The sequence below is a fragment of the Bacillus cereus group sp. BfR-BA-01347 genome, assembly GCF_022663835.1.
GTDB classification, from domain to species: Bacteria; Bacillota; Bacilli; order Bacillales; family Bacillaceae_G; genus Bacillus_A; species Bacillus_A thuringiensis_K.
In genome coordinates, this window is the sequence record NZ_JAKUGG010000001.1 from 72875 (window position 1) to 94903 (window position 22029).

The following is a 22029-nucleotide window of genomic DNA, read 5'->3' on the forward strand; positions in this document are numbered from 1 at the left end:
TATTTTGTTTATCAGAAAATTAAGTTAGAATAAAATGAAAGAAAGGGGAGGGGAGTATATGATTATAAAAAGTTACGTAGGGTATGAGTTAGAAAAAGCGAAACCTAATACATCAGAAGATTTTTTTAACAGATCTGAAGTGACATATATATTAAATGATAAAGAGAAAACTTTTTCGGTTTTATACGTTCGATATTTTGAAGAAGTTTTACAAGAAATTAATCCTTTTGAAGGAAATCCAGTGTATAAAGTAGAAGAACAAAACATATATTTGCGCGATATTGTAGCGATATGTTGTTTAGTGAAAGACAGGGAGCTTCGTGCGCAAAAACGTTTGTATTTAAATAATATGGAAGAATTTCAACAATATTTTGATGAGGGAACGGTGTCGAAAGTACAAGAAATATTAACTGAATTACATAAAAATAAAAGAGTAGAAATAGCGTGAAATGGCAAAGGAGAGAGAAAAAATGTCTAATTTGATGGTTGAAAATCAAACAGAACAAGTTTCTATATTTTTAGAAGATGCTATTAATTTGATAACCAATTATGTGAATTATCATACGTTACCTTCTTTATTAGAGGAAACACCAGCAGGGAATGAGCGATATTATAAAGGGTTATTAGCATCAATGAGACGACTTCTCGTTTTTTGCGAAGAAGGACAGGATGCATGTCTTGTTTTGTTGAATAGTCAGCCATTTCGAAAAACAGCAGCTGAAAAAATTTTATATAAGATTTACCATCAAGTAATTGCAGAGTTTTTTTCACCGAAGAGTGATCATTGGTATGAAAATAGTCGGTCTGCATATACAGGGAAAAATTCTATCGTTTTTCAACAAACACCACCTGTATCTTTAGAGCAAGTGATGAAGAGTTTAGAAGGTAAATTTCAATTGATGCGTGAAGAACTAGAATATTATGAGACCGATTATCAGACAAAGATGTTACACAAATATTGATTGAGGAAAAGAAGCTAAGGTGACTTAGCTTCTTTTCCTTTTGTACAGTTATATAAGGGATTTTCATTGAATATAGTTAAGTGGATAGCATTAGGGAGGTGCAACATGAATCAACCAGGTGTATTTACAGATTACTTTCATGAAGTAGAAAATTGGTGTGAAAGTGTTCTTCACGTATTAGATAGCCGTGCAATGGAAGTGTATGATGTCCATATGCTTGCTTATAAAATTCAGACGTTATTAGAGCGTATGAAAGAGCATGAGTATGAAACAGATGCAGAGTTTATGTATGAAATAAGCGATGATGTAGAACATATTCAGCATCACTTGCAGGAAGTATTTATGCAAGAAGAAGAATATGAATTATATGAAAGAGGGGATAGTGAACGAGCTGTCCCAATTGGAGGACATACACTCCCGCCATTACCTTATCCGTATAATGCATTAGAACCGTATATTTCTAAAGAAATTATGATATTACATCATGATAAACATCATCGGAGTTACGTGGAAGGGTTAAATAAAGCAGAGAAGATGATGGAAGAAGCGAGAAAAACAAATAAATTTGATTTAATTAAGCATTGGGAAAGGGAAGCGGCTTTTCATGGGTCAGGTCATTACTTACACACGATATTTTGGAATAACATGAAAAAAGACGGTGGTGGAAGTCCAAGAGGAGCTTTTTCACAACAAATTGAAAAAGATTTTGGGAGCTTTTTACGTTTTCAAAAACATTTTACAGAAGCGGCCTCTAAAGTAGAAGGTTCAGGCTGGGCAATTCTCGTTTGGGTGCCCCGGTCTGGAAGGTTAGAAATTTTGCAAAGTACACTTCATCAATTATTTACACAATGGGATACGATACCGCTCCTTGTACTAGATGTCTGGGAACATGCGTATTATTTACAATACCAAAATCGAAAAGATGAATATATTAAAAACTGGTGGAATGTTGTAAATTGGCCTGATGTAGAAAAAAGGTTTGAAACTGCGAAACAAATTGAATGGACACCATATTAGACGCAAATTCTCTGCGTCTTTTTTAATGGAAGTAGAAGGAAGATTTCGTTCATATTTTAAAAGGCCAAGCATACACTTGTACAAAAAGTGCCAAAAGGACGTGGGGGGAAATATGAGACGAATTTGTATAATCATTACGCTTCTTATGATGTATGCAAGCGTTATGCCGATTCCTACATATGCAAAGATGAACAGCAATGTCAGTGCTCGAAATGCTGTATTAATGGAGCAACAGTCTGGTCGAGTATTATACGGAAAAGCAGAACATGAGCCTCAAAAAATTGCTAGTATAACAAAAATTATGACCGCTTTGTTAGCTGCTCAATCAGGGAAGATGAAAGAAATGGTATCAGTTAGTAATGAAGCGGTGAGGGTGGAAGGATCGGCAATCTATTTAAAGCCTGGACAAAAAGTGAAGTTAGAAGATTTAGTATACGGACTCATGCTTAGATCTGGTAATGACGCAGCGCAAGTAATTGCTGAAAGTGTGGGTGGGAGTATAGATGGATTCGTATATTTAATGAATCAAAAAGCGAAAGAAATTGGAATGAAAGATACGCACTTCTCAAACCCCCATGGCTTAGATGGAGATGGATCACATTATTCATCGGCTTACGATATGGCATTATTAACGAAATATGCAATGGGAAACGAGACATTTAAGAAAATTTTCGGAACTAAAACGTATAAATCAGATTCTTGGGATTACCCGTGGAAAAATAAACATAAGCTGGTAACGTCTTATTATGAATTTGCAACAGGAGGAAAAACAGGCTTTACGAAGAAAGCTGGGCGAACGCTTGTGACAACGGCATCAAAAGGTGGACTAGATTTAATTGTCGTAACTTTGAGTGCTTCTAGTGATTGGGATGATCATATGAATTTGTTTGATAAAGGTTTTGAACGTTTTAAACAAACGAAAGTTTTAGGACAAGGAGCAATTGCTGAAATAAATGAAAAGAAGTATGCCAACCATGTTTATACGAAAAATAGTTTTTCCGTGCCGTTAACTGAAGAGGAAAGAAAGAACGTATTATTAAAAGTTGAACTCGATAAAAGTATAAAGCTTGAGGATGGAGTAAAGGTTGGAAAGACAGATGTTTATGTTGGCAATGAGAAAGTTGGGGAACGGAATTTATTTTATAGTAAACGGAAGTTAGTAGCTACAACAGGACTTTACTGGAATAATGTGAAAGAAATTTTTTCTTACATGATAGGTGTTGGGAACGATGGTTAATCTCGTATGGGTAGCGATGGCTGTCATTGGGATTGTATACGCCATGATAAATGGAACGATGGAAGAAGTGAATAAAGCTGTATTTGACGGAGCAAAAGATGCGGTAACGATTTGTATAGGACTTATTAGTGTTTTAGTATTTTGGCTCGGTTTAATGAAAATTGCAGAGGAAGCCGGATTGTTAAAAAAATTAGTTACACTTTTTATGCCGATAGTAAAAAGGTTGTTTCCAGAAATACCAAAGGATCATCCGTCCATGGGATTTATTCTATCAAATATGATGGCAAACTTTTTTGGTCTAGGTAATGCAGCAACCCCTCTTGGCATTAAAGCGATGGAACAACTGAAAGAGTTAAATGGAGGAAAGGATTCGGCGAGCCGTTCTATGGTGACGTTTCTAGCATTAAATACATCAGCTATTACATTAATTCCTACGACAGTCATTTCGATTCGAATGACGTATGAATCAGCGAATCCTACTGAAATTGTTGGGGTAACATTTATTGCACAAGTACTTTCTATGATTGGAGCAATTTGGATTGACCGCTATTTTTACCGAAGAAGGAGTAGAAAGGGGCGGAAAAAATGAGTATTGTAAATACAATTTCCTTATGGGTAATCCCTTGTGTAATTGGTTTTATCCTTTTATATGGCACGATAAAGAAAGTGCCGACGTATGAATCGTTCGTTGAGGGAGGAAAAGAAGGGATTCAAATTGCAATTTCTATCTTACCATTTATGGTTGGAATGCTTGTGTCTATTTCTATATTCCGGTCTTCAGGTGCGTTAGACGCAATGATATCGGTAATGAAGCCAATGTTAGATTTAATCCATGTTCCAGCAGAAATTGTACCATTAGCACTTATACGCCCTATTTCAGGCTCTGCTGGTTTAAGTATTACGACCGATTTAATTGCTACATATGGGCCAGATTCTTTTATTGGGAGATTGGCTTCTACGATGCAAGGGAGCACAGATACGACTTTCTATATTTTAACTGTATATTTTGGAGCGGTTGGGATTAGAAAAATGGGGGATGCACTAAAAGTAGGACTTTTTGCAGATTTAATCGGGATTATATGCTCAATTGTATTCGTTTCTTTATTGTTTCAGTAATACTATTCATTTTTTACACTATTTCGCTTATAATACGTATACGACCACTATTAAGGTGTAGAGCTTAATAGTGGTTTTTTTATGTGGTGTTTTTGACAAAATGATGAACTTTTATTGTGAGAAATATGAAAAATATGGACAATAATAAAGGGTAAAAACATGATTTGACCTTTATATGTTTATTATCATCGCTATGTTGTTTAAGTAAGATGAAGCGAATAGCCGTAAAGCGTATGCGGTTGCCAAGTCTTTCTAATGTAAGGTAAGATAAATTCGAGGTGAAAAAAAGAAATGGAACGATTACAAAAAGTGATTGCGCAAGCAGGTATTGCATCGAGAAGAAAGGCTGAGGAATTAATTCAGCAAGGAAAAGTGAAAGTTAATGGGAAAATAGTGAAGGAGTTAGGGACAAAAGTAACTCCTCAAGATAAAGTAGAAGTAAATAACATCCCTCTTGAAAAAGAAGAACCTGTTTATTTTTTACTATATAAACCAACTGGCGTAATTTCAAGTGTATCAGATGATAAAGGAAGAAGTGTTGTAACGGACTTTTTCCCGGAAATTACACAACGTTTATTCCCAATCGGACGCTTAGATTATGATACGTCTGGCGTATTATTAATGACAAACGATGGGGACTTCGCAAACGTATTAATGCATCCTAGATATAAAGTTGAAAAAACGTATGTTGCAAAAATAAAAGGTCCATTAACAGGTGAGAAAATTCGCATGTTAGAACGCGGTGTTACGTTAGAAGACGGTAAAACAGCACCAGCACGTGTGAAAATTATTTCTTGGGACAAGCGTAAAGAGATGGCTATTGTACAATTAACAATTCATGAAGGACGTAATCGTCAAGTACGTCGTATGTTTGAAGCGTTAGACTGTAAAGTAGTGAAATTAAAACGTGAACGTTATGCTTTCTTAGAAGTAGGAAGCCTGCGACCTGGTGATGCGAGAGAATTGACACCACATGAGGTGAAACAATTACGCGCACTTGCTTCTACAAAGCCAAGATAAGCTATAGAGTTAAAAATTCACCAGTGGAGTGCTCTGCTGGTGATTTATTCATACAACATTTACAGAAGATAATACATAACATGTACCGAGGAGAGGTAATATGAAGAAAAATCGCTTATTATTTCGCGTTACTATTCTACTCATTTTATGTGGTGCTGTAGGATTTACCCTTTATCAAGGATTCTTTGCTAATAAAGAGAAAATGCAAATCGGAAAAGAAGCACCTAACTTTGTTGTGACGGATTTAGAAGGGAAGAAAATTGAACTAAAAGATTTAAAGGGAAAAGGTGTATTTTTAAACTTTTGGGGCACGTGGTGTAAACCTTGTGAAAAAGAAATGCCTTATATGAATGAATTATATCCAAAGTATAAAGAAAAAGGCGTTGAAATCATAGCGTTAGATGCAGATGAAACGGATATTGCAGTAAAGAACTTTGTGAACCAATATGGTTTGAAATTCCCAGTTGCCATTGATAAAGGACAAAAGATTATAGGAACATATGGCGTAGGTCCATTACCGACAAGTTTTTTGATTGATAAAGATGGAAAAGTAGTGGAGCAAATTATAGGGGAACAAACGAAAGAACAGTTAGAAGGGTATTTAAAGAAAATTACTCCGTAATAAAGAAAGCCTTTACATAAGAGGTGCGTGTCTGTAGCGCCTCTGGTTTAAAAATTCTGAGTATTGCGGTAACTTGAGGTTAGAATATACAATAGTACATATAGATACAGGGGCGGTGAGAGTGTTGAAAGAAATTAAATGTGAATGTGGACATGTTAATCCGATAGGAACCGTTTTTTGTGAAGCTTGCGGGAAACCATTTGAAAGCAATGAAAATACAAAACTATTGGATATGCGCTATGAGGGGAGTGCACGGAGATCTCTCACGCAGACAAAAACGATAGTCGATAAAATTTGGAGTTTTTTCTCTTCTGTAAAAGTGGGTGTATGGCTAATCGTAATAACTTTAGCTGCATCAGCGATAGGAACTATTTTTCCGCAAGAAATGTACATAACTCCAGGGATTGCACCAGCTGAATATTATAAACAAGAATACGGATTTTTAGGACAATTATACTATCAATTAGGGTTTAATAATTTATACGGTTCATGGTGGTATATGATTTTGATTGCTTCTATCGGTATTTCTCTTGTGATATGTAGTTTAGACCGCGTTATTCCACTTTATAAAGCTTTAAAAAAGCAAGGCGTAAAAAGACATCCTAGCTTTTTAAAGAGACAGAGATTATATGGGACTGGTACACCGCAAGATGGTGACCTGGAAAGAGTGCAAAAGAATTTAAAGAAAAGAAACTATAACGTGAAAGTGGAAGACGGAAACGTTTTAGCAGAAAAGGGACGCTTCTCGCGTTGGGGTCCATATGTGAATCATATCGGTCTTATTATCTTTTTATTCGGTGCGATGCTTCGTTTTTTACCGAGTATGTACGTAGACGAAGCACTTTGGTTACGTGACGGTGAAACGAAAGAAATACCAGGGACGGATGGACAATACTACTTAAAAAACGAAAAATTTATAAAAGAAGTTTATGATAAAAGTAAGGACAAGGAAGTTTTTGAGGAAGCGATTGATCGTGTAGGCGATAAAATGATTGCGAAAAACTTCCAAACGAATGCCGTATTATATAAAGCAGTAGGAGAAAATATAGCAGGACAAAAACCGAAATTAGAAAAAGTAAAAGAAGCGGAAATTCGAGTGAATGAACCACTGAAATTTGATCAATTTGCAGTGTATCAAGTGGATTATAAAGAAAGTGAATTTAAAAGTATGTCCTTTCACTTGCAAAATAAAGAAAATAATCAAAAGTGGGGACCGATTAAAGTAGATTTAACGAACCCTAAGGAAAAATATGATTTAGGAAATAGTTATTCTTTAGAACTATTAAGCTATTTTCCTGATTTTTATTTTGATGAGAATGGAAAACCAAATACAAAAACGAAATTACCAAACAATCCTGCATTTGTATTTAAAATGTTTACACCTGAAACGCCAGATGGTGAAGTGAGTTTTGTTGGTATTCAGCAAAATATAGAACCAGATGGGAATAACAAATATAAAATGTCCTTCGCAGGTGTGGAAATGCAAAATGCAACAGCACTTACTGTAAGAAAAGATTTAACGCTTTGGATTCTCGGCATTGGAGGATTTATATTTATGGTTGGTGTCATTCAAGGTATGTATTGGAATCATCGCCGTATTTGGATACAACGTGTTAATGATGAATGGTGGATTGCAGGGCATACAAATAAAAATTGGTTCGGTTTAAAGAAAGATATTGAAAGAGTAATAGAAGGTACAGCAATTCCACAGCCAAATGATAAAGTAATTGATAAAAAAATTAGTTAAGGTGGGGAAACGATATGGTGCAAATAAGTAGTAACTTTCTCTTTACCGCATTTATTTTATATTTAATTGCGACTCTATTTTTTGGGGGAGCCATTAAAGAAAAGGGTCATAAATGGGCAAATGTAGGAATAACGATTACAATTTTAGGGTTTATAGCACAAACAGTATATTTTGTTACAAGGTGGATTGCATCAGGGCATGCGCCAGTTAGTAACTTTTTTGAATTCGGTACATTTTTCGGCATGATGCTTGTAGGAGCATTTATTGTCATGTATTTTATGTACCGTGTAAGTATAATCGGACTATTTGCATTACCAGTTGCGCTTTTATTAATTGCCTATGCAAGTATGTTTCCGAGGGAAATATCTCCGCTCATTCCATCTTTAAAAAGTAATTGGTTACATATTCACGTGACGACTGCAGCAGCAGGACAAGCAATCTTAGCGATTAGTTTTATTACGGGCGTTATGTATTTATTGAAAAATGTAGATCAATCAACGAGAAGCAAACGTACATTTTGGTTAGAAACGGTCGTATTCACGCTTGTTTGTACGGTTGGGTTTATTGGAGTGACAACGGTATTTTCTAGTATGAAATATGAAGCGAAGTTTCAATGGATTGATAAAAATGAACAACAACTGGAAATGAAGTACAATCTTCCGGCCTTAGTTGGACCGCATGAAGGGAAGTTACTGACAGAAAATAAATTAGAACCGGCAGTTGAAGTTCCAGCGATTGTAAATGCGAAAAAATTAAATACTGTTATTTGGTCAGTGTTAGTAGGAACGTTACTGTATATTGTATTAAGACTTGTTTTACGGAAGCGAGTATCGGCGGCACTTCAGCCGTTAGTAAAGAATACGAATAGTGATCTACTAGATGAAATCGGATATCGATCTATTGCAATTGGATTCCCAGTTTTCACATTAGGTGCATTAATTTTTGCGATGATTTGGGCACAAATAGCGTGGACACGTTTTTGGGGCTGGGATCCAAAAGAGGTTTGGGCACTTATCACTTGGCTCTTTTATGCAGCAGTATTACATTTACGCCTATCAAAAGGATGGCATGGAGAGAAATCAGCTTGGCTTGCAGTAATTGGTTTTGCAATAATTATGTTTAACTTTATTGTAGTAAACTTAATTATTGCCGGTTTACATTCATATGCATAGAGAAATAAAATAGGAGAGTGCATGTCACTTTCCTATTTTATTTTTGTCAACTTTTCTTCTTTTTTGAGAAAAACATGACAAAGTAGCGGTTGATTTTGTAAAATGATGTCGAGGACATTATATGCTGTTCAAAAAAAATACATAGTTTTGGAAAAAAATTGAACAAAATTTATTATTCTTGTGAAGCATAATATGGGAAGTGAAACATTTAGAAGATTGCTTAAATAAACGAGAATAGCGCAACATAATAGTTAAAGAAGGGTAGGTGTGAACCGCTGAGGTGAGAGTGCGCAGCGGGTAGAGATGGAAAATGAATCAAGAATTTTAATTGTAGATGATGAGGATCGCATTCGTCGTTTATTGAAAATGTACTTAGAAAGAGAACAATATACGATTGAAGAAGCAGATAATGGTGATACAGCTTTAGAAATGGCGTTGCAAAATGATTACGATTTAATCTTATTAGATCTTATGATGCCTGGTAAAGATGGCATTGAAGTATGTAAAGGGGTTCGTGAGAAGAAAGCGACACCAATTATTATGCTGACAGCAAAAGGTGAAGAAGTAAATAGAGTACAAGGATTTGAAGTTGGAACAGATGATTATATTGTAAAGCCATTTAGTCCACGTGAGGTCGTACTACGTGTGAAAGCGGTATTACGCCGTGCTGTACCAACAACATTCTTTACACAAGATACAACGACAAAAGATGTTACTGTATTCCCGCACTTAACAATTGATAACGATGCACACCGTGTTACTGCAGATGGTAATGAAGTAAACTTAACGCCGAAAGAATATGAGTTACTATTATTTTTAGCGAAAGCTCCTGATAAAGTATTCGATCGTGAGCAACTGTTAAAAGAAGTATGGCAATATGAATTCTTCGGAGATTTACGTACAGTTGATACACATGTAAAACGTTTACGTGAGAAGTTAAGCAAAAAATCACCAGATGCAGCGAAAATGATTGTTACTGTTTGGGGTGTAGGTTACAAATTTGAGGTTGTGAACGACTGATGCTTTGGAGAAGTGTAGTAGGGAAGTTATGGATGACCATATTACTTCTCGTTTCGTTCGTGCTTGGATTTGTTGCGATTTTACTTTCACAGTTTTTTAGAACATACTATGTTGATATGAGTGAAGCTAGGCTTCAAAAAGTCGCAACAAGTGTTTCAGAGTTAATTGAAGAAGGTGCCGATGTAAAAACGATTGAGAATATCGCTTACAAATTCTCTGATCCACTTTCAAGGATTATTATTGTAGAAGATGGTAAAGAAATTTCTTCTTCACCGAAACAAGAAGGATTAGTCACTCTTACAATGGATGACTTAAAAGAAGATAAAGAATTAGCGGCTGTGTTTACAGACAAAAAAGAAATTAAGAATAACATTAGAAAAGCGTCTAATAGTAGGAAGAATAAAAACACCGAAAATGATATTATGATCGTCGGAAAACCAGTGCAATCAAAAAATCAAAGTGCAGTGTTCGTATATGAATCTTTACAAGTACCGATACAAGGTATGGAAAGAACGACTGATTTTATTTTCTTATCGGCTGGAATTGCGATTATATTAACAACTTTCTTTGCGTTCTTCTTATCTACTCGAATTACAGCACCACTTCGTAAAATGCGTGAGGTTGCTTTTGAAGTGTCGCGTGGGAAGTTTGATGCGAAAGCTCCTATGGTATCTCAGGATGAGATTGGTGAGCTTGCAACGGCCTTAAATCAAATGGGAAAACAGTTGAAGTTTAATATGAACGCCTTGCAACAAGAGAAAGAACAGTTAGCTAGTATTTTAAGTAGTATGGCAGATGGGGTTATTACATTAAATCAAGAAGGTGAAGTTGTAGTAATCAATCCGCCGGCCGAACATTTCTTACAAGTTTGGCAAGAAGAAAAAGAGATAGAGCTAAGTAAAAAACTACCTTCTGAACTTGTGGAACTATTCCATCTTGTTGTAGAAAGTGAACAACAACAAGTTGTTGAAATTAATTTACAAAAAGGGAACTATGTAGTTCTTATGACGCCGCTTTACAATCAAACGAAAATTCGTGGAGCTGTAGCGGTACTGCGAGATATGACGGAAGAACGCCGTCTTGAAAAGATGCGTCAAGACTTTATTGCGAATGTATCGCATGAACTTCGTACACCAATGGTAATGCTGCAAGGGTATAGTGAAGCGATTTTAGATGATATTGTGCAAACGAAAGAAGAAATTAATGAGTTTGTTCAAATCATTTATGATGAATCCGTTCGTTTAGGTAAACTTGTAAATGAATTATTAGATTTAGCACGCATGGAAAGTGGTAATGTAGAGTTACATATAGGTGAAGTTGATATTCATCCTTTCGTTGAAAAAATAGGTCGTAAATTCCAAGGGATTGCAAAGGATAAAGAGGTCGCGTTAACGGTTGATTTCAAAGATCCAATTGAACAATACCCGTTTGATGCAGATCGTATGGAACAAGTATTGACGAATTTAATTGATAACGCAATACGTCATACAAACGCAGGCGGACATGTAACGCTTGTAATTGATACGAAAAATAATGGCCTCATTTTTGAAGTACAAGATTCGGGTGCAGGCATTCCAGAAGAGGATATTCCATTTTTATTTGATCGTTTCTATAAAGCTGATAAAGCAAGAACACGTGGGAAAAAGGGTGGAACAGGACTCGGGCTTGCGATTGCGAAAAATATTGTGCAAGGCCATGATGGTAAAATTTCTGTATCAAGTGTTGTTGGAGAAGGAACTACATTTTCTGTCTATTTACCGAATCGTATAATTTAGATATGTGTTTTTAAAGTTGATAATGAATAAAGTTCTGCTGTTTTTTATTTTTTTGTAAACTCAATTAAATAAAGAATGGTAGAACTTTTTTCTATGTTGCTCGAATAAAGAATAACAAGAGAGGTGCTGTGAAGAAATGAAATTATATACAAAAACAGGAGATAAAGGAACGACAAGTGTAATAGGCGGTAGGGTTGATAAAGATGATATCCGTGTGGAAGCGTATGGAACAATAGACGAGGCGAATTCTCATATCGGATATGCAATGACTAAGCTTCAAGGCGGGACTTATAGAGATATTTACAATGAGCTCGAAAATATTCAACATGAGCTATTTGATTGCGGAGGAGACTTGGCAATAGTGGAACAAAAAATTCCTTATAAGGTGACAATTGAGATGGTTGAAAGCTTAGAAAGAAAGATTGATTTGTATATAGAAGAAGCCCCGCCATTAGAACGCTTTATTTTGCCAGGAGGTAGCGAGGCGGCGGCTACTATTCATATTGCACGTACTGTTGTAAGGAGAGCAGAACGCTCTATAGTATCATTGCAAAAAGAAGTGAAAATAAATGAAGTTGTCTTAAAGTATGTAAATAGATTATCTGATTATTTGTTTGCAATAGCTCGAGTAATAAATGCTCGATTACAAGTGAAAGATGTGGAGTATAACCGTAGTGCATTAGTTTTTCGTGATAAGAAAGAGAAGGAAGTGGAGTAATTCACTTTCTTTTTTTTTGTATACTTTTTTCTGTAATATACCAAAATAGAGAAGGTATGGTGGTAATTAGAAAACGGAGGATGTATATGAAAGTTTTAAAATGCGGCGTCATGCTATTGAGTATACTGTTTGTATCTCAATTACATGTTTATGCAGAAGAAAATCGATGGACATGGCCTGTTGAAGGTCAGATAAGTGATTATTTTGGGACAAGGCATGGAAAACACTATGGTATTGATGTAGCTGCGCCAATTGGAACGCCTGTGGCAGCTATCCAAGATGGTAAGGTAACGAGGTCTTATTATTCGAGTAGTTATGGAAATGTTGTATTTATTAAACACGGAGAATATGAGGCTGTATATGCACATTTAAATAAGAGATATGTGGGACAAGGAGATTATATTTCAAAAGGAGAAAAAATTGGAGAAGTAGGGAACACGGGAGAATCGCGAGGTGCACACTTACATCTAGAACTTCATCAAGGAAGATGGACGATGGCGAAAAAGAATGCGATGAACCCATTGCTTGTTTTAAGTGAACAAAGAAATGAAGTTGTTTCTTCGTCATTATATGTCGTACAAAAAGGGGATACTTTAGTTAGTATTGCACGGAAATTTAGTATGACACTTAAGGAAATTAAAGAAAAAAATGGATTGCAGCAAGAGCTAATTTATCCTAATCAACAATTATATGTTAAGTAAAGGAAACGTCTCAAAAATTAAACTTTGAACAAATTTATGTTCTTCTTAAATAATGTTCAATGTAAATGAAATTATATGGGCGCTTTTGCTAGAACTATTGAGTGAATCAGAGCATCTATATCTAAAAGAAAACCGTCCCAAAGTTTATTTTGGGACGGCTTCTTTTACCAAAAAATAAAGACACATATAAATCCAGAAATAGCTAAATAGCTATACAAGTAAAAAACTTTTGTTCTTGTTTTCTCTTTTGTTCGAAACAGTACGATAGTCGGTTCAATTAAACCGATTGTCAAACAAAGTAGGCCAAGAAGCATACAACCAATCGAAATAGAATACAGGGCGATTTGTGGTGCTTGAAATGGAATCATCCATTTTAATAAAAATGCAATAAGTGCAGTGTAACAAATACTACCGATGTATTTATTCAGTGGTGTATTAGAACGAAAACCAGGAAGTTTTTTTAAGAAAGAGCGGGAAACAACTTCTGTTTGTAAAGATGTATGCTCTTCAATAATTTTTTGAGCTTCTTTTCCTTTTTGAAAAAGAGATAAGATCCAATTTCGCTCACCCTGAAAAATAAATTGAGAAGTTGTCAAATAGTGATCAATCTTCACTTTATTCCAACTCTTCCACGGATGACGCTCACACAATTTTAATTTACTTTCTGTTTTTTTATCATACTGATAAATACTTATGCCATCTTCATCGAAAGTAGCATAGTATGTCTCATTTGAGAATGTGCCTAAATCAATTGGGCAGTAGAAAAGTAATTCTTTTTTTAAGTAAAAGTATTCTTTTCTTAAGTTTTTTTTCATTGCTTCTCGAATAGAATGTCTCTTTTCTTTTTTCATGACATTTCCTCCATAACTCAGAAAATGTTCTTATCTTAACAATTCAATATCTTATCACTTTTAATTATATATGACTAGGTAATCCAAAAGAGAAATGCCGAATAATAAAAAAATATGGATTGTATTGTAAAATATCTCGCAATTTATTTGTTGTTATGAAAAATAAATAACTAATTTTAAATAAGTTACAATTTTTTAGTTCACAATGTTATGAGGTTGTTGTATAATGAAGGGGAAAATAGAATATCGGTCTATCTTCGGGGCAGGGTGAAAATCCCGACCGGCGGTGATGAACTATTTATGATTTTGTTCTAAGCCCGCGAGCCGTTAAGGCAGGATTTGGTGTGATTCCAAAGCCGACAGTATAGTCTGGATGGGAGAAGATGGAGGTTCAAGCGTTCAAAAAAGATATGGATTTGAACGTCTGTTTGATGTGCCTTAAATTCTCCCTTTGTGTAAAACACAAAGGGTTTTTTCGTTCTATGAAAAAACAGGCATAGCAGAACCTTTCCACTTTCCATGAGATGATCGATGGAAAAGGAGAGAGAAAGATGAAACAAAAAAACAGTGTAGTGCAGATGGTGAGTGTAGCGATGCTAAGTAGTATTGCATATTTACTAATGATGTTGGATTTCCCGTTCCCAGGGCTTCCGCCATTTTTGAAAATTGATTTTAGTGATGTACCAGCTTTAATTGCAGCAATTATCTTTGGACCAGTAGCAGGAGTGATTGTAGAGGCGATAAAGAACATTTTACATTACGGGATTCAAGGGAGTTTAACGGGAGTACCAGTTGGAGAAATTGCAAACTTTATTGCAGGATGTTTATTTATTGGACCAGCAGCTTTCTTATTTAGAAAGTATCGTACTGTGAAGAGTTTAACTACAGGATTAATGCTAGGGACAATTACAATGGCACTTATTATGAGTGTATTAAACTACATCATCATATTCCCGGCTTACACTTGGTTTTTAAATTCACCGGCTATGTCTAGCGAAACCATAAGAACAACGGTTGTAACGGCAATCTTACCATTTAATTTAATTAAAGGGATTGTTGTAACAATTGTATTTGTAGCATTATTCTCACGCCTGAAAGTATGGGTGTTTGCAAAAATGAAAAATGCATAATATATATTAAAACCATTAGTAGTGTGAAACTACTAATGGTTTTTTATTAAGGAAAATAAAATTTAGATACAAAAAATGCCCCTCATCAATATGAGGGGCATTTTTTGAAGTTAATAAAAGACTATTCGAATTTTAAAGCGTCTCCGTCGAATGATTCGTCAGCAACTTTAATTGAGTCAGTTGGACAGCCTTCGAATGCATCCATCATATCTTCAATTAATACATCTGGAATTTCAACGATACCTTGGTTATCATCTAATGTTACAAATGCAATACCTTCATCATCATAGTCATAAATGTCTGGTGCAGCAGCGCCACAAGCACCACATGCAATACAAGTATCTTTATCAACGATTGTATATTTTGCCATCTTTTTTCCCTCCTGATAATATGTATGTGAAAAGCTCGCCATAAAAATTATAACCTTATTGTAAAACGGTTTGTAAAACTTTTCAACATAAAATTATAATGATAATGCTTATCAATTAGAGTGTCAACTTATTTTTGAATTATGTCATAAGATTTTCAAAATACGTAAATATGATTTCGTTTGATACAATAGACTATATACAAGTATATAGTTCTTATATGATAAGTTTAATGAGCGACAGTAGATAGTGTAATTGTACTGAAAAGAATGAAGTTAAGATTGGAAGGTGGAAGCGGTCATGCAAATACAATATACTTTGTTGCATTGTTTAAAACAATTGAATGGTGAGAGAACCGTTTCTTCTATTTATTATTTACTAAAGGGCAAACGTTCTTCGCAAACTTTACAAGATGGAAATATGTTCCGAATTTCATTTTTGTTCGGAATATATAAATCATTGAATAGAAATGACTATGATGGTGAAGTTGCAAAGTTGTTGCAAGCGGATTTTATTCAAGAAATACATGAAAATACATATGTGTTAACACCTACGGGTAAAATGCAGTTACATAAATGGGAGGAAGTTTATGCTTTTCCAGCACATTTGCATGGTTTACATTACGGTGAATTAGGTGAAACATTTTGGAAAAGATTATCATTGATTATTCAAACCATATCCAATTTACAACAGAATAATACGAGGTTTATTCCAATTCAGCAAGATACAGAAATAATGATGTGGGTGAAACGTTTTCTAACAGGAAGGCCATATAAGAGAAGTGAGTTGGCGAGAAAACTATGGACGGAAGTACAGAATCTTTTAGAAAAGAGTAATGCGATAGAAGCGACGATTGTAACATATCGATTAACGGGTTATGAACGTATTGGTTGTACATTGCAACAATTAGCAGAAATTACGAAACAAGATATATTCAGGGTGTATTTTTTATTTTGGGGTACAATGCATTTCTTTATACAAGAAGTTCGTGATAAAGAAAATGAATTTCCACTATTAGCTGAAATTATATCTTATCCAAATGAGAGAGCTGAATTATTTAGTTTATCCACGAAAAAAACATATAATTTTTGGAGGCAAGGACGTTCTTTAGAAGAAATAGCGACGATTCGGAATTTAAAGGTTGCAACGATAGAAGATCATTTTGTTGAAATTGCTTTGCGAGAAAAAGATTTTTCTATTGAAATGTTTATGGAAAAAGAAAAGATAGACAAAGTAATAAAAGTAATTGAAGCATTGCAAACGCGGAAGTTACGTGTTTTGAAACAAGCGGTTGGAGAAGATATTTCTTATTTTGAAGTTCGTCTTGTATTAGCGCGGATGGAGGGTGTAAATGAAACTTGAAGAATATTTATATAAGTGGTTTGGATATTCTGAATTTCGTCCAGGTCAAAAAGGAGTAATTACAGATTTATTAGAAGGAAAAGATGTGATAGCAATGCTTCCGACTGGAAGAGGGAAATCTATGTGCTATCAGTTTCCAGGGCTTATGCGAGAAGGAACAGTGCTTGTTGTATCACCGTTATTATCTTTAATGGAAGATCAAGTGACACAATTAAAGTATGTTGTGAAAAACCGAGTAATAGCATTTAATAGTTTTCGGACATTAAATGAAAAAAGAGAAGCGATGAAAAAATTATCTTCATATAAATTTATTTTTGTTTCACCAGAGATGTTACAGTCGGAGTTATTAATTAGGGAATTGAAGAAAATTCATATTTCATTATTTGTTGTTGATGAGGCTCATTGTATTTCTCAATGGGGTTATGATTTTAGACCGGACTATAAAAGACTAAATGTAGTTATTAAAAATATTGGTTCTCCTACAGTATTAGCATTGACAGCCACAGCGACAAAAGGGGTACTGCAGGATATCGCAGATAGTTTAAATTTAAAGGGTGCTGCGGAACATGTATACTCTATTGACCGTCCTAATATTGCAATGGATGTGCAATTTGTAGAGACGATAGAAGAAAAGAAAGAGACGCTTTTAGAGCAGGTGATGTATTTACAAGGGCCGGGGATTGTATATTGCTCAAGTAGAGCGTGGACAGAAAGGTTAACGGAATACTTGAGAGGGAAAGGTGTTACTGGTGTAGCTTTTTATCATGGTGGTATGGAACATGAAGAGCGTATGTTAATTCAACAGCAGTTTATGAACGATCAATTGCAACTTGTAATATGTACAAGTGCATTTGGTATGGGGGTAAATAAGGCGAATACGCGATATATTATTCATTTTCATTATCCAACTAATATAGCTTCTTACTTACAAGAAATCGGAAGAGCTGGAAGAGATGGCGAACCGAGTATAGCTATTTTATTATGTAGTCCGTTGGATCATGATTTACCAATTTCAATCATTGAGGATGAATTGCCAAGTAAGTCACAAATACAATTTTTATTTTCTTTACTACAAGAAAGAATGTTTCAAACGAAAGAATTACCAATAGAAGATGTAGAAGAAATTTGTTATAATGCAGCAAGATTTAATGAGCAATATTGGCGTTTCGTTCGTTATCATCTCGAACAGGTTGGAATTATACAACAACGAAGATTATTATTAGAAGGTTTGTCAGATGAAATCATGAACCGATTAATAGCTGAAGTAGAAATAAGGTTGCGTAATAAATATAGTGAGCTAGAAAATATGAAGTCATGGATACAAGTTAAAGGATGTAGACGTGAATATGTGCTGCAACAGTTCGGTTATAGGAAAGAGCAAGAGTTAATTAATTGCTGCGATTATTGCGGTATTACAAAAGAAGATTATAAAAAAAGACGAGCGCAACAATCGGATTTCGACTATAATTGGGAAACAGAGTTACAAAAGCTTTTCGGCCTAGAAAAGATGGAGGAATGATGAACATTCAAAGGCATAATGTTGAAGATATGAGTCCGCAGGAAATAAGGCTGAATCTATATATAACACAGTTAATTATTATCGGTATTGGCTGTTTACTGGCATATATATTATTTCAAGATGTAAAAGAAGTCTTTAATTTATGGAAATGGGAACCAGTATCTATACTTATTATAGGTGGTTTGTTAGCGATTGGTATTGTGTTATTAGATTATGTTGCAATGCGAGTGTTTCCGGAGTCTTGGTTTGATGATGGTGGTATTAACGATAAGATGTTTCGAGGAATGTCCGTTCTGCATTTACTCGTTATTACGTTCTTAATTGGTTTTGCAGAAGAGTTTTTATTTAGAGGTGTAGTGCAGACTCATTTTGGAATTGTAATTGCGAGCTTCGTATTTGCAGTGTTACATATTCGTTATATAACAAAGCCATTTTTGTTTTGTTTCGTCTGTTTCATTAGTTTTGTCTTTGGTTATGTATTTGAATGGACAGGAAATTTGTTTATAACAATCTTTGCACACTTTCTTGTTGATTTTATAATGGGACTCCAATTAAGAAAATAAATGGAAGGTGGTGGTGAACAACATGAGGAAACGAATTCCTGATTTTGAAGAGGAATTAGAAGTTGAGCGAGTGGAAGAAAAAGAAAGTTTACCGCCGCGTAGTGAAATTCATAGAAATAAAGAGAAAAAACAAAAGTTTAAAATAAATCACATTTTCGTCCGGGTTTTAACATTTCTATTCATTCTGCTGCCAATTAGTATTTTGTGGTACACGGATAAATATATTCAGGTGAAGGGTGATAGTAATAATGCCGGAAAAAGTGCGTTTGAAGTAATCTTCTTTGATTCAGCTAAATCTGAGTCGCAGAAACAGTCTGAAAAAGTAATAACGCATACTGTGAAAGAGGGAGAAACTTTAGAAAGTATAGCGAAGCAATATTTTTCAGATGGAAATGGAATTGAAGTAATTAAAAAGTATAATAACTTGCAAGAAGATGAAGTGAGTGCAGGTCAAGAATTAAAAATTCCGATAAAAGATAAGTCCACAAAGCAAGAAAGCTAGTGAGTTAAGCGATCACAGTTTGTTATAAAAGCCTAGGATTATCTTTATGAGGAGGGGAGTCAAAAATATGATATGGATTATATTATTCAGTACTCTCATAGGCATGGGGATTTTATTACTTCTTGTGATGTATAAAGAAGCGATGCGTAATAAGGTGTTGGAACATACTTTAGTATTTAAAGAATTTCCGAAAAGTTTTCAAAAAGTAAATGTGTTTTTTATTTCTGATATTCATAGAAGAGTCATTTCGAATTTGTTAATTGAACAAGTAAAAGGAAAAGTAGATATTGTAATTATCGGAGGAGATTTAGCAGAGAAAGGTGTCTCTTTATCAAAAATCTCTGCGAATATTCAAAAGTTAAGAGAGATAGGTCCTGTATATTTTGTGTGGGGAAACAATGATTATGAGATAGAATATCATGAATTAGATGCGTTATTATTAGAAAATAACGTAAAAGTTTTAGATAATACAAGAGTGGTATTTGAGTCTGAATTAGGAGAGAAAATTTGTTTGCTCGGTATCGATGATGTTGGATTGCACCGTGATCGTCTAGATTTGGCATTGGCGGATTGTAAAGAAGATGGTTTTCGTATCCTAGTTAGTCACAACCCTGATATAATAAAAAAAATGTCTGGAAATGAACAGATTTCACTTGTGTTAAGTGGACATACGCATGGAGGACAAATCCGATTATTCCCATCTAAAAAATATTTAAAAGGTGGCGTATATAACCATTTGAATACGATTCTCTTTGTTAGTAATGGGTACGGAACAACATTGATACCACTTCGTTTCCGAGCACCTGCTCAAACACATATCATTACATTGTGCGGAGGGAAATGATGCCAACTCTTAGTGGGAAATATAATATAAAAGCTGTTTCGAATATAATTGGAGTTCAGCCGAGCACGCTTCGTGCATGGGAAAGACGATATCAAATTATTGCCCCAAAGCGAAATCAAGCTGGGCATCGTTTATATACAGAAGAGCATATTCAAATTTTAAAATGGTTAATGGAAAAAGTTTCCTCCGGCATGATGATTGGACAAGCAGTTCAGTTATTAGAAGAGAATCGTTTGCCGAGTACAGTTCAAAAAGAGATACATTTCGATAAAGAAGTTGTTTTAGTGGACGATTTGCTACAAGCTTTGTTAAAATTTGATGAAATTACAATTGCTGCATTATTAAACGAAGCTTTTAGTATATATTCAACAGAAAAGGTTGTTGCCAGTATCGTTCTTCGAGTGACAGACAAATTATTAACGTCAAAAAATAATAATGAGATTTCAATGGTGCAATTCCAATATGCACTATCATTTTTACAAACGCGTCTAGGGATGGTGTATCACAATGCCTCAATGTTTTCCTCTTTACACAAAGTTATTGTGTTAGAAAAGAATGCATTGAAAGGATTTATTTTTTCAACTTATTTACGCTTAAAAGGATATGAGGCGATATATATTAGGACAAGCTTAGCTGAAGATGGTATGTTGTCAGCGGTAGAGGAAATACAGCCGAAATATGTATTTGTATCTTTTGCTGACGAACAAGATATGAAAAAGACGATGAACTTTATAAATTTATTACAAGAAAAAAGGGAATCTCTTTCTGTTGGATTTATCGGAAAGCTAGGCGTTCTAAACCAGTTGGACATTGAAACAATCTTAATTGGTGATACGAAAGAAGAATGGGATGAATGGTTAAAAATATCGGAATAGTTGTTCGAAAAGAACCATCTATTTTCTATTTCATATAATAAAATTAGATGCATTGGTTACGTAGGGAGGGTATGAGATGAGGCTGGAACGATTAAATTACAATAAGATAAAAATTTTTCTAACATTTGATGATTTATCTGAACGAGGATTAACGAAAGAAGATTTATGGAGAAATGCGCCGAAAGTACAGCAATTATTTCGTGATATGATGCAAGAAGCAAATAAGGAATTAGGATTTGAAGCAGATGGTCCGATTGCAGTTGAAGTGTTTTCTCTACAAGCACAAGGGATGGTTGTAATTGTAACGAAAGAAAATCAAGAAATGGATACAGATGATGAGTTCCGTGACGAGTTTATTGAAATGCAAGTGACTCTAGATGAAAGTGAGCATATATTATATGAGTTTGCTACGCTAGATGACGTAATTAACCTGTCGAATCGCTTATATAACCTTGGTGTAACTGGCGGAAAGCTATATACGTGGGATGAGCGCTTCTATCTTTGGGTGGAAGAAGAGGAACAAATTCAATTGTTAAAGGCGGATTTTATAGCTATTTTAGCGGAATACGGTAATCCGTCTACAGCAACCATTTATCGCATCATGGAGTACGGTAAAGAATTAATGGATGTTAACGCGATAGAACAAATACACAATTACTTTGTGAAAAAACAAAACCTCAGCTAATACAACAAAGCTGAGGTTTTGTTTTTATTTGGATAAGGGAAGGGAGGATTGTAAATACTCGAACATACTTTTTGAAAATAAAATATGCAGTTTTATGGGAGTATGGTTGATGAAAATAAAAAACATTTAAATATTTAAGTATTTTACTTTTCTAAAAGTAATAAAAGGACTATAATAATAGTGAAAACGCTTGCAACATAAAATAGTTTGTATATATTTGTTA

The 22029-nt window shown here is 34.7% G+C and carries 24 protein-coding genes and 1 riboswitch; of the genes, 22 read left to right on the plus strand and 2 right to left on the minus strand.

The window, feature by feature from the left end; all coding sequences use genetic code 11:
* The first annotated feature begins 58 nt into the window (after positions 1 to 58).
* The 14 genes from MR143_RS00380 to MR143_RS00445 all read left to right on the plus strand — a co-directional run bounded on the left by MR143_RS00380 (position 59) and on the right by MR143_RS00445 (position 13107).
* Complete coding sequence (locus MR143_RS00380) at positions 59 to 448, plus strand: hypothetical protein (RefSeq protein ID WP_000584658.1); 390 nt, start codon at positions 59 to 61, stop codon at positions 446 to 448.
* 22 nt (positions 449 to 470) lie between these two features.
* A complete protein-coding gene (locus MR143_RS00385) occupies positions 471 to 962 on the plus strand; it encodes a YpuI family protein (RefSeq protein WP_000067558.1) in 492 nt (163 codons plus the stop codon).
* A gap of 105 nt (positions 963 to 1067) precedes the next feature.
* Positions 1068 to 1979, plus strand: a complete 912-nt coding sequence (locus tag MR143_RS00390; RefSeq protein WP_001075447.1) for a superoxide dismutase — start codon at positions 1068 to 1070, stop codon at positions 1977 to 1979.
* Between the two features lie 112 nt (positions 1980 to 2091).
* Positions 2092 to 3216: a D-alanyl-D-alanine carboxypeptidase family protein gene (locus tag MR143_RS00395; protein ID WP_001252607.1), complete on the plus strand. Its 1125-nt coding sequence runs from the start codon at positions 2092 to 2094 to the stop codon at positions 3214 to 3216.
* Positions 3209 to 3805, plus strand: coding sequence for a spore maturation protein SpmA (gene spmA / locus MR143_RS00400; protein WP_000247811.1), 597 nt, complete (start codon positions 3209 to 3211; stop codon positions 3803 to 3805). Before MR143_RS00395 ends, spmA begins: the two co-directional genes overlap by 8 nt.
* Positions 3802 to 4332: a spore maturation protein SpmB gene (gene spmB / locus MR143_RS00405; RefSeq protein ID WP_000029514.1), complete on the plus strand. Its 531-nt coding sequence runs from the start codon at positions 3802 to 3804 to the stop codon at positions 4330 to 4332. Before spmA ends, spmB begins: the two co-directional genes overlap by 4 nt.
* 291 nt (positions 4333 to 4623) lie before the next feature.
* Complete coding sequence (gene rluB, locus MR143_RS00410; RefSeq protein ID WP_000440556.1) at positions 4624 to 5352, plus strand: 23S rRNA pseudouridine(2605) synthase RluB; 729 nt, start codon at positions 4624 to 4626, stop codon at positions 5350 to 5352.
* Positions 5353 to 5452: 100 nt separating this feature from the next.
* Positions 5453 to 5974 carry a thiol-disulfide oxidoreductase ResA gene (gene resA, locus MR143_RS00415; RefSeq protein ID WP_000742212.1) on the plus strand — a complete coding sequence of 174 codons (522 nt, stop codon included), beginning with the start codon at positions 5453 to 5455 and terminating at the stop codon, positions 5972 to 5974.
* Between the two features lie 121 nt (positions 5975 to 6095).
* On the plus strand, positions 6096 to 7721 hold the full coding sequence (gene resB / locus MR143_RS00420; protein WP_000910550.1) for a cytochrome c biogenesis protein ResB: 1626 nt from the start codon (positions 6096 to 6098) through the stop codon (positions 7719 to 7721).
* Between the two features lie 14 nt (positions 7722 to 7735).
* Positions 7736 to 8893: a cytochrome c biogenesis protein ResC gene (gene resC / locus MR143_RS00425; RefSeq protein WP_000250081.1), complete on the plus strand. Its 1158-nt coding sequence runs from the start codon at positions 7736 to 7738 to the stop codon at positions 8891 to 8893.
* Between the two features lie 303 nt (positions 8894 to 9196).
* Positions 9197 to 9913: a DNA-binding response regulator ResD gene (resD, locus tag MR143_RS00430; protein ID WP_000426861.1), complete on the plus strand. Its 717-nt coding sequence runs from the start codon at positions 9197 to 9199 to the stop codon at positions 9911 to 9913.
* Complete coding sequence (gene resE, locus MR143_RS00435) at positions 9913 to 11688, plus strand: sensor histidine kinase ResE (protein WP_000964680.1); 1776 nt, start codon at positions 9913 to 9915, stop codon at positions 11686 to 11688. The genes resD and resE overlap by 1 nt, the downstream gene beginning before the upstream one ends.
* 136 nt (positions 11689 to 11824) lie before the next feature.
* Positions 11825 to 12406 (plus strand): cob(I)yrinic acid a,c-diamide adenosyltransferase, encoded by a 582-nt coding sequence (locus tag MR143_RS00440; RefSeq protein WP_000781272.1) that lies wholly within the window; start codon positions 11825 to 11827, stop codon positions 12404 to 12406.
* 86 nt (positions 12407 to 12492) lie between these two features.
* A complete protein-coding gene (locus MR143_RS00445) occupies positions 12493 to 13107 on the plus strand; it encodes a peptidoglycan DD-metalloendopeptidase family protein (RefSeq protein WP_000866118.1) in 615 nt (204 codons plus the stop codon).
* Positions 13108 to 13271: 164 nt separating this feature from the next.
* On the opposite strand, the gene MR143_RS00450 is transcribed toward MR143_RS00445, so the two are convergent.
* Entirely contained in the window at positions 13272 to 13958 is a 687-nt protein-coding gene (locus tag MR143_RS00450; protein WP_000711797.1) for a hypothetical protein, read from the minus strand.
* Positions 13959 to 14207: 249 nt separating this feature from the next.
* Positions 14208 to 14347: riboswitch (FMN riboswitch) on the plus strand.
* A 162-nt stretch (positions 14348 to 14509) separates the two neighbouring features.
* On the opposite strand from MR143_RS00450, the gene MR143_RS00455 reads away from it, so the two are divergent.
* The gene (locus MR143_RS00455) at positions 14510 to 15088 is read left to right on the plus strand and encodes an ECF transporter S component (RefSeq protein WP_000810857.1); all 579 of its coding nucleotides are present in this window, start codon (positions 14510 to 14512) and stop codon (positions 15086 to 15088) included.
* A 121-nt stretch (positions 15089 to 15209) separates the two neighbouring features.
* On the opposite strand, the gene MR143_RS00460 is transcribed toward MR143_RS00455, so the two are convergent.
* Entirely contained in the window at positions 15210 to 15458 is a 249-nt protein-coding gene (locus MR143_RS00460; protein ID WP_001151993.1) for a ferredoxin, read from the minus strand.
* Positions 15459 to 15756: 298 nt separating this feature from the next.
* Here MR143_RS00460 and MR143_RS00465 point away from each other — a divergent pair, with 298 nt between their 5' ends.
* From MR143_RS00465 to MR143_RS00495, 7 genes are all read left to right on the plus strand, one after another.
* Complete coding sequence (locus MR143_RS00465) at positions 15757 to 16818, plus strand: YpbB family protein (protein ID WP_001167007.1); 1062 nt, start codon at positions 15757 to 15759, stop codon at positions 16816 to 16818.
* Entirely contained in the window at positions 16808 to 18337 is a 1530-nt protein-coding gene (gene recQ / locus MR143_RS00470; RefSeq protein WP_000762981.1) for an ATP-dependent DNA helicase RecQ, read from the plus strand. Before MR143_RS00465 ends, recQ begins: the two co-directional genes overlap by 11 nt.
* Entirely contained in the window at positions 18337 to 18900 is a 564-nt protein-coding gene (locus tag MR143_RS00475; protein WP_001025780.1) for a CPBP family intramembrane glutamic endopeptidase, read from the plus strand. The genes recQ and MR143_RS00475 overlap by 1 nt, the downstream gene beginning before the upstream one ends.
* Positions 18901 to 18922: 22 nt before the next feature.
* Positions 18923 to 19402 (plus strand): LysM peptidoglycan-binding domain-containing protein, encoded by a 480-nt coding sequence (locus MR143_RS00480; RefSeq protein ID WP_001231556.1) that lies wholly within the window; start codon positions 18923 to 18925, stop codon positions 19400 to 19402.
* Between the two features lie 67 nt (positions 19403 to 19469).
* Positions 19470 to 20246: a metallophosphoesterase gene (locus MR143_RS00485; RefSeq protein WP_000637795.1), complete on the plus strand. Its 777-nt coding sequence runs from the start codon at positions 19470 to 19472 to the stop codon at positions 20244 to 20246.
* Positions 20246 to 21121, plus strand: a complete 876-nt coding sequence (locus tag MR143_RS00490) for a MerR family transcriptional regulator (protein ID WP_046945523.1) — start codon at positions 20246 to 20248, stop codon at positions 21119 to 21121. Before MR143_RS00485 ends, MR143_RS00490 begins: the two co-directional genes overlap by 1 nt.
* A 76-nt stretch (positions 21122 to 21197) precedes the next feature.
* Entirely contained in the window at positions 21198 to 21806 is a 609-nt protein-coding gene (locus MR143_RS00495) for a genetic competence negative regulator (RefSeq protein WP_001235402.1), read from the plus strand.
* Positions 21807 to 22029: the final 223 nt, after the last annotated feature.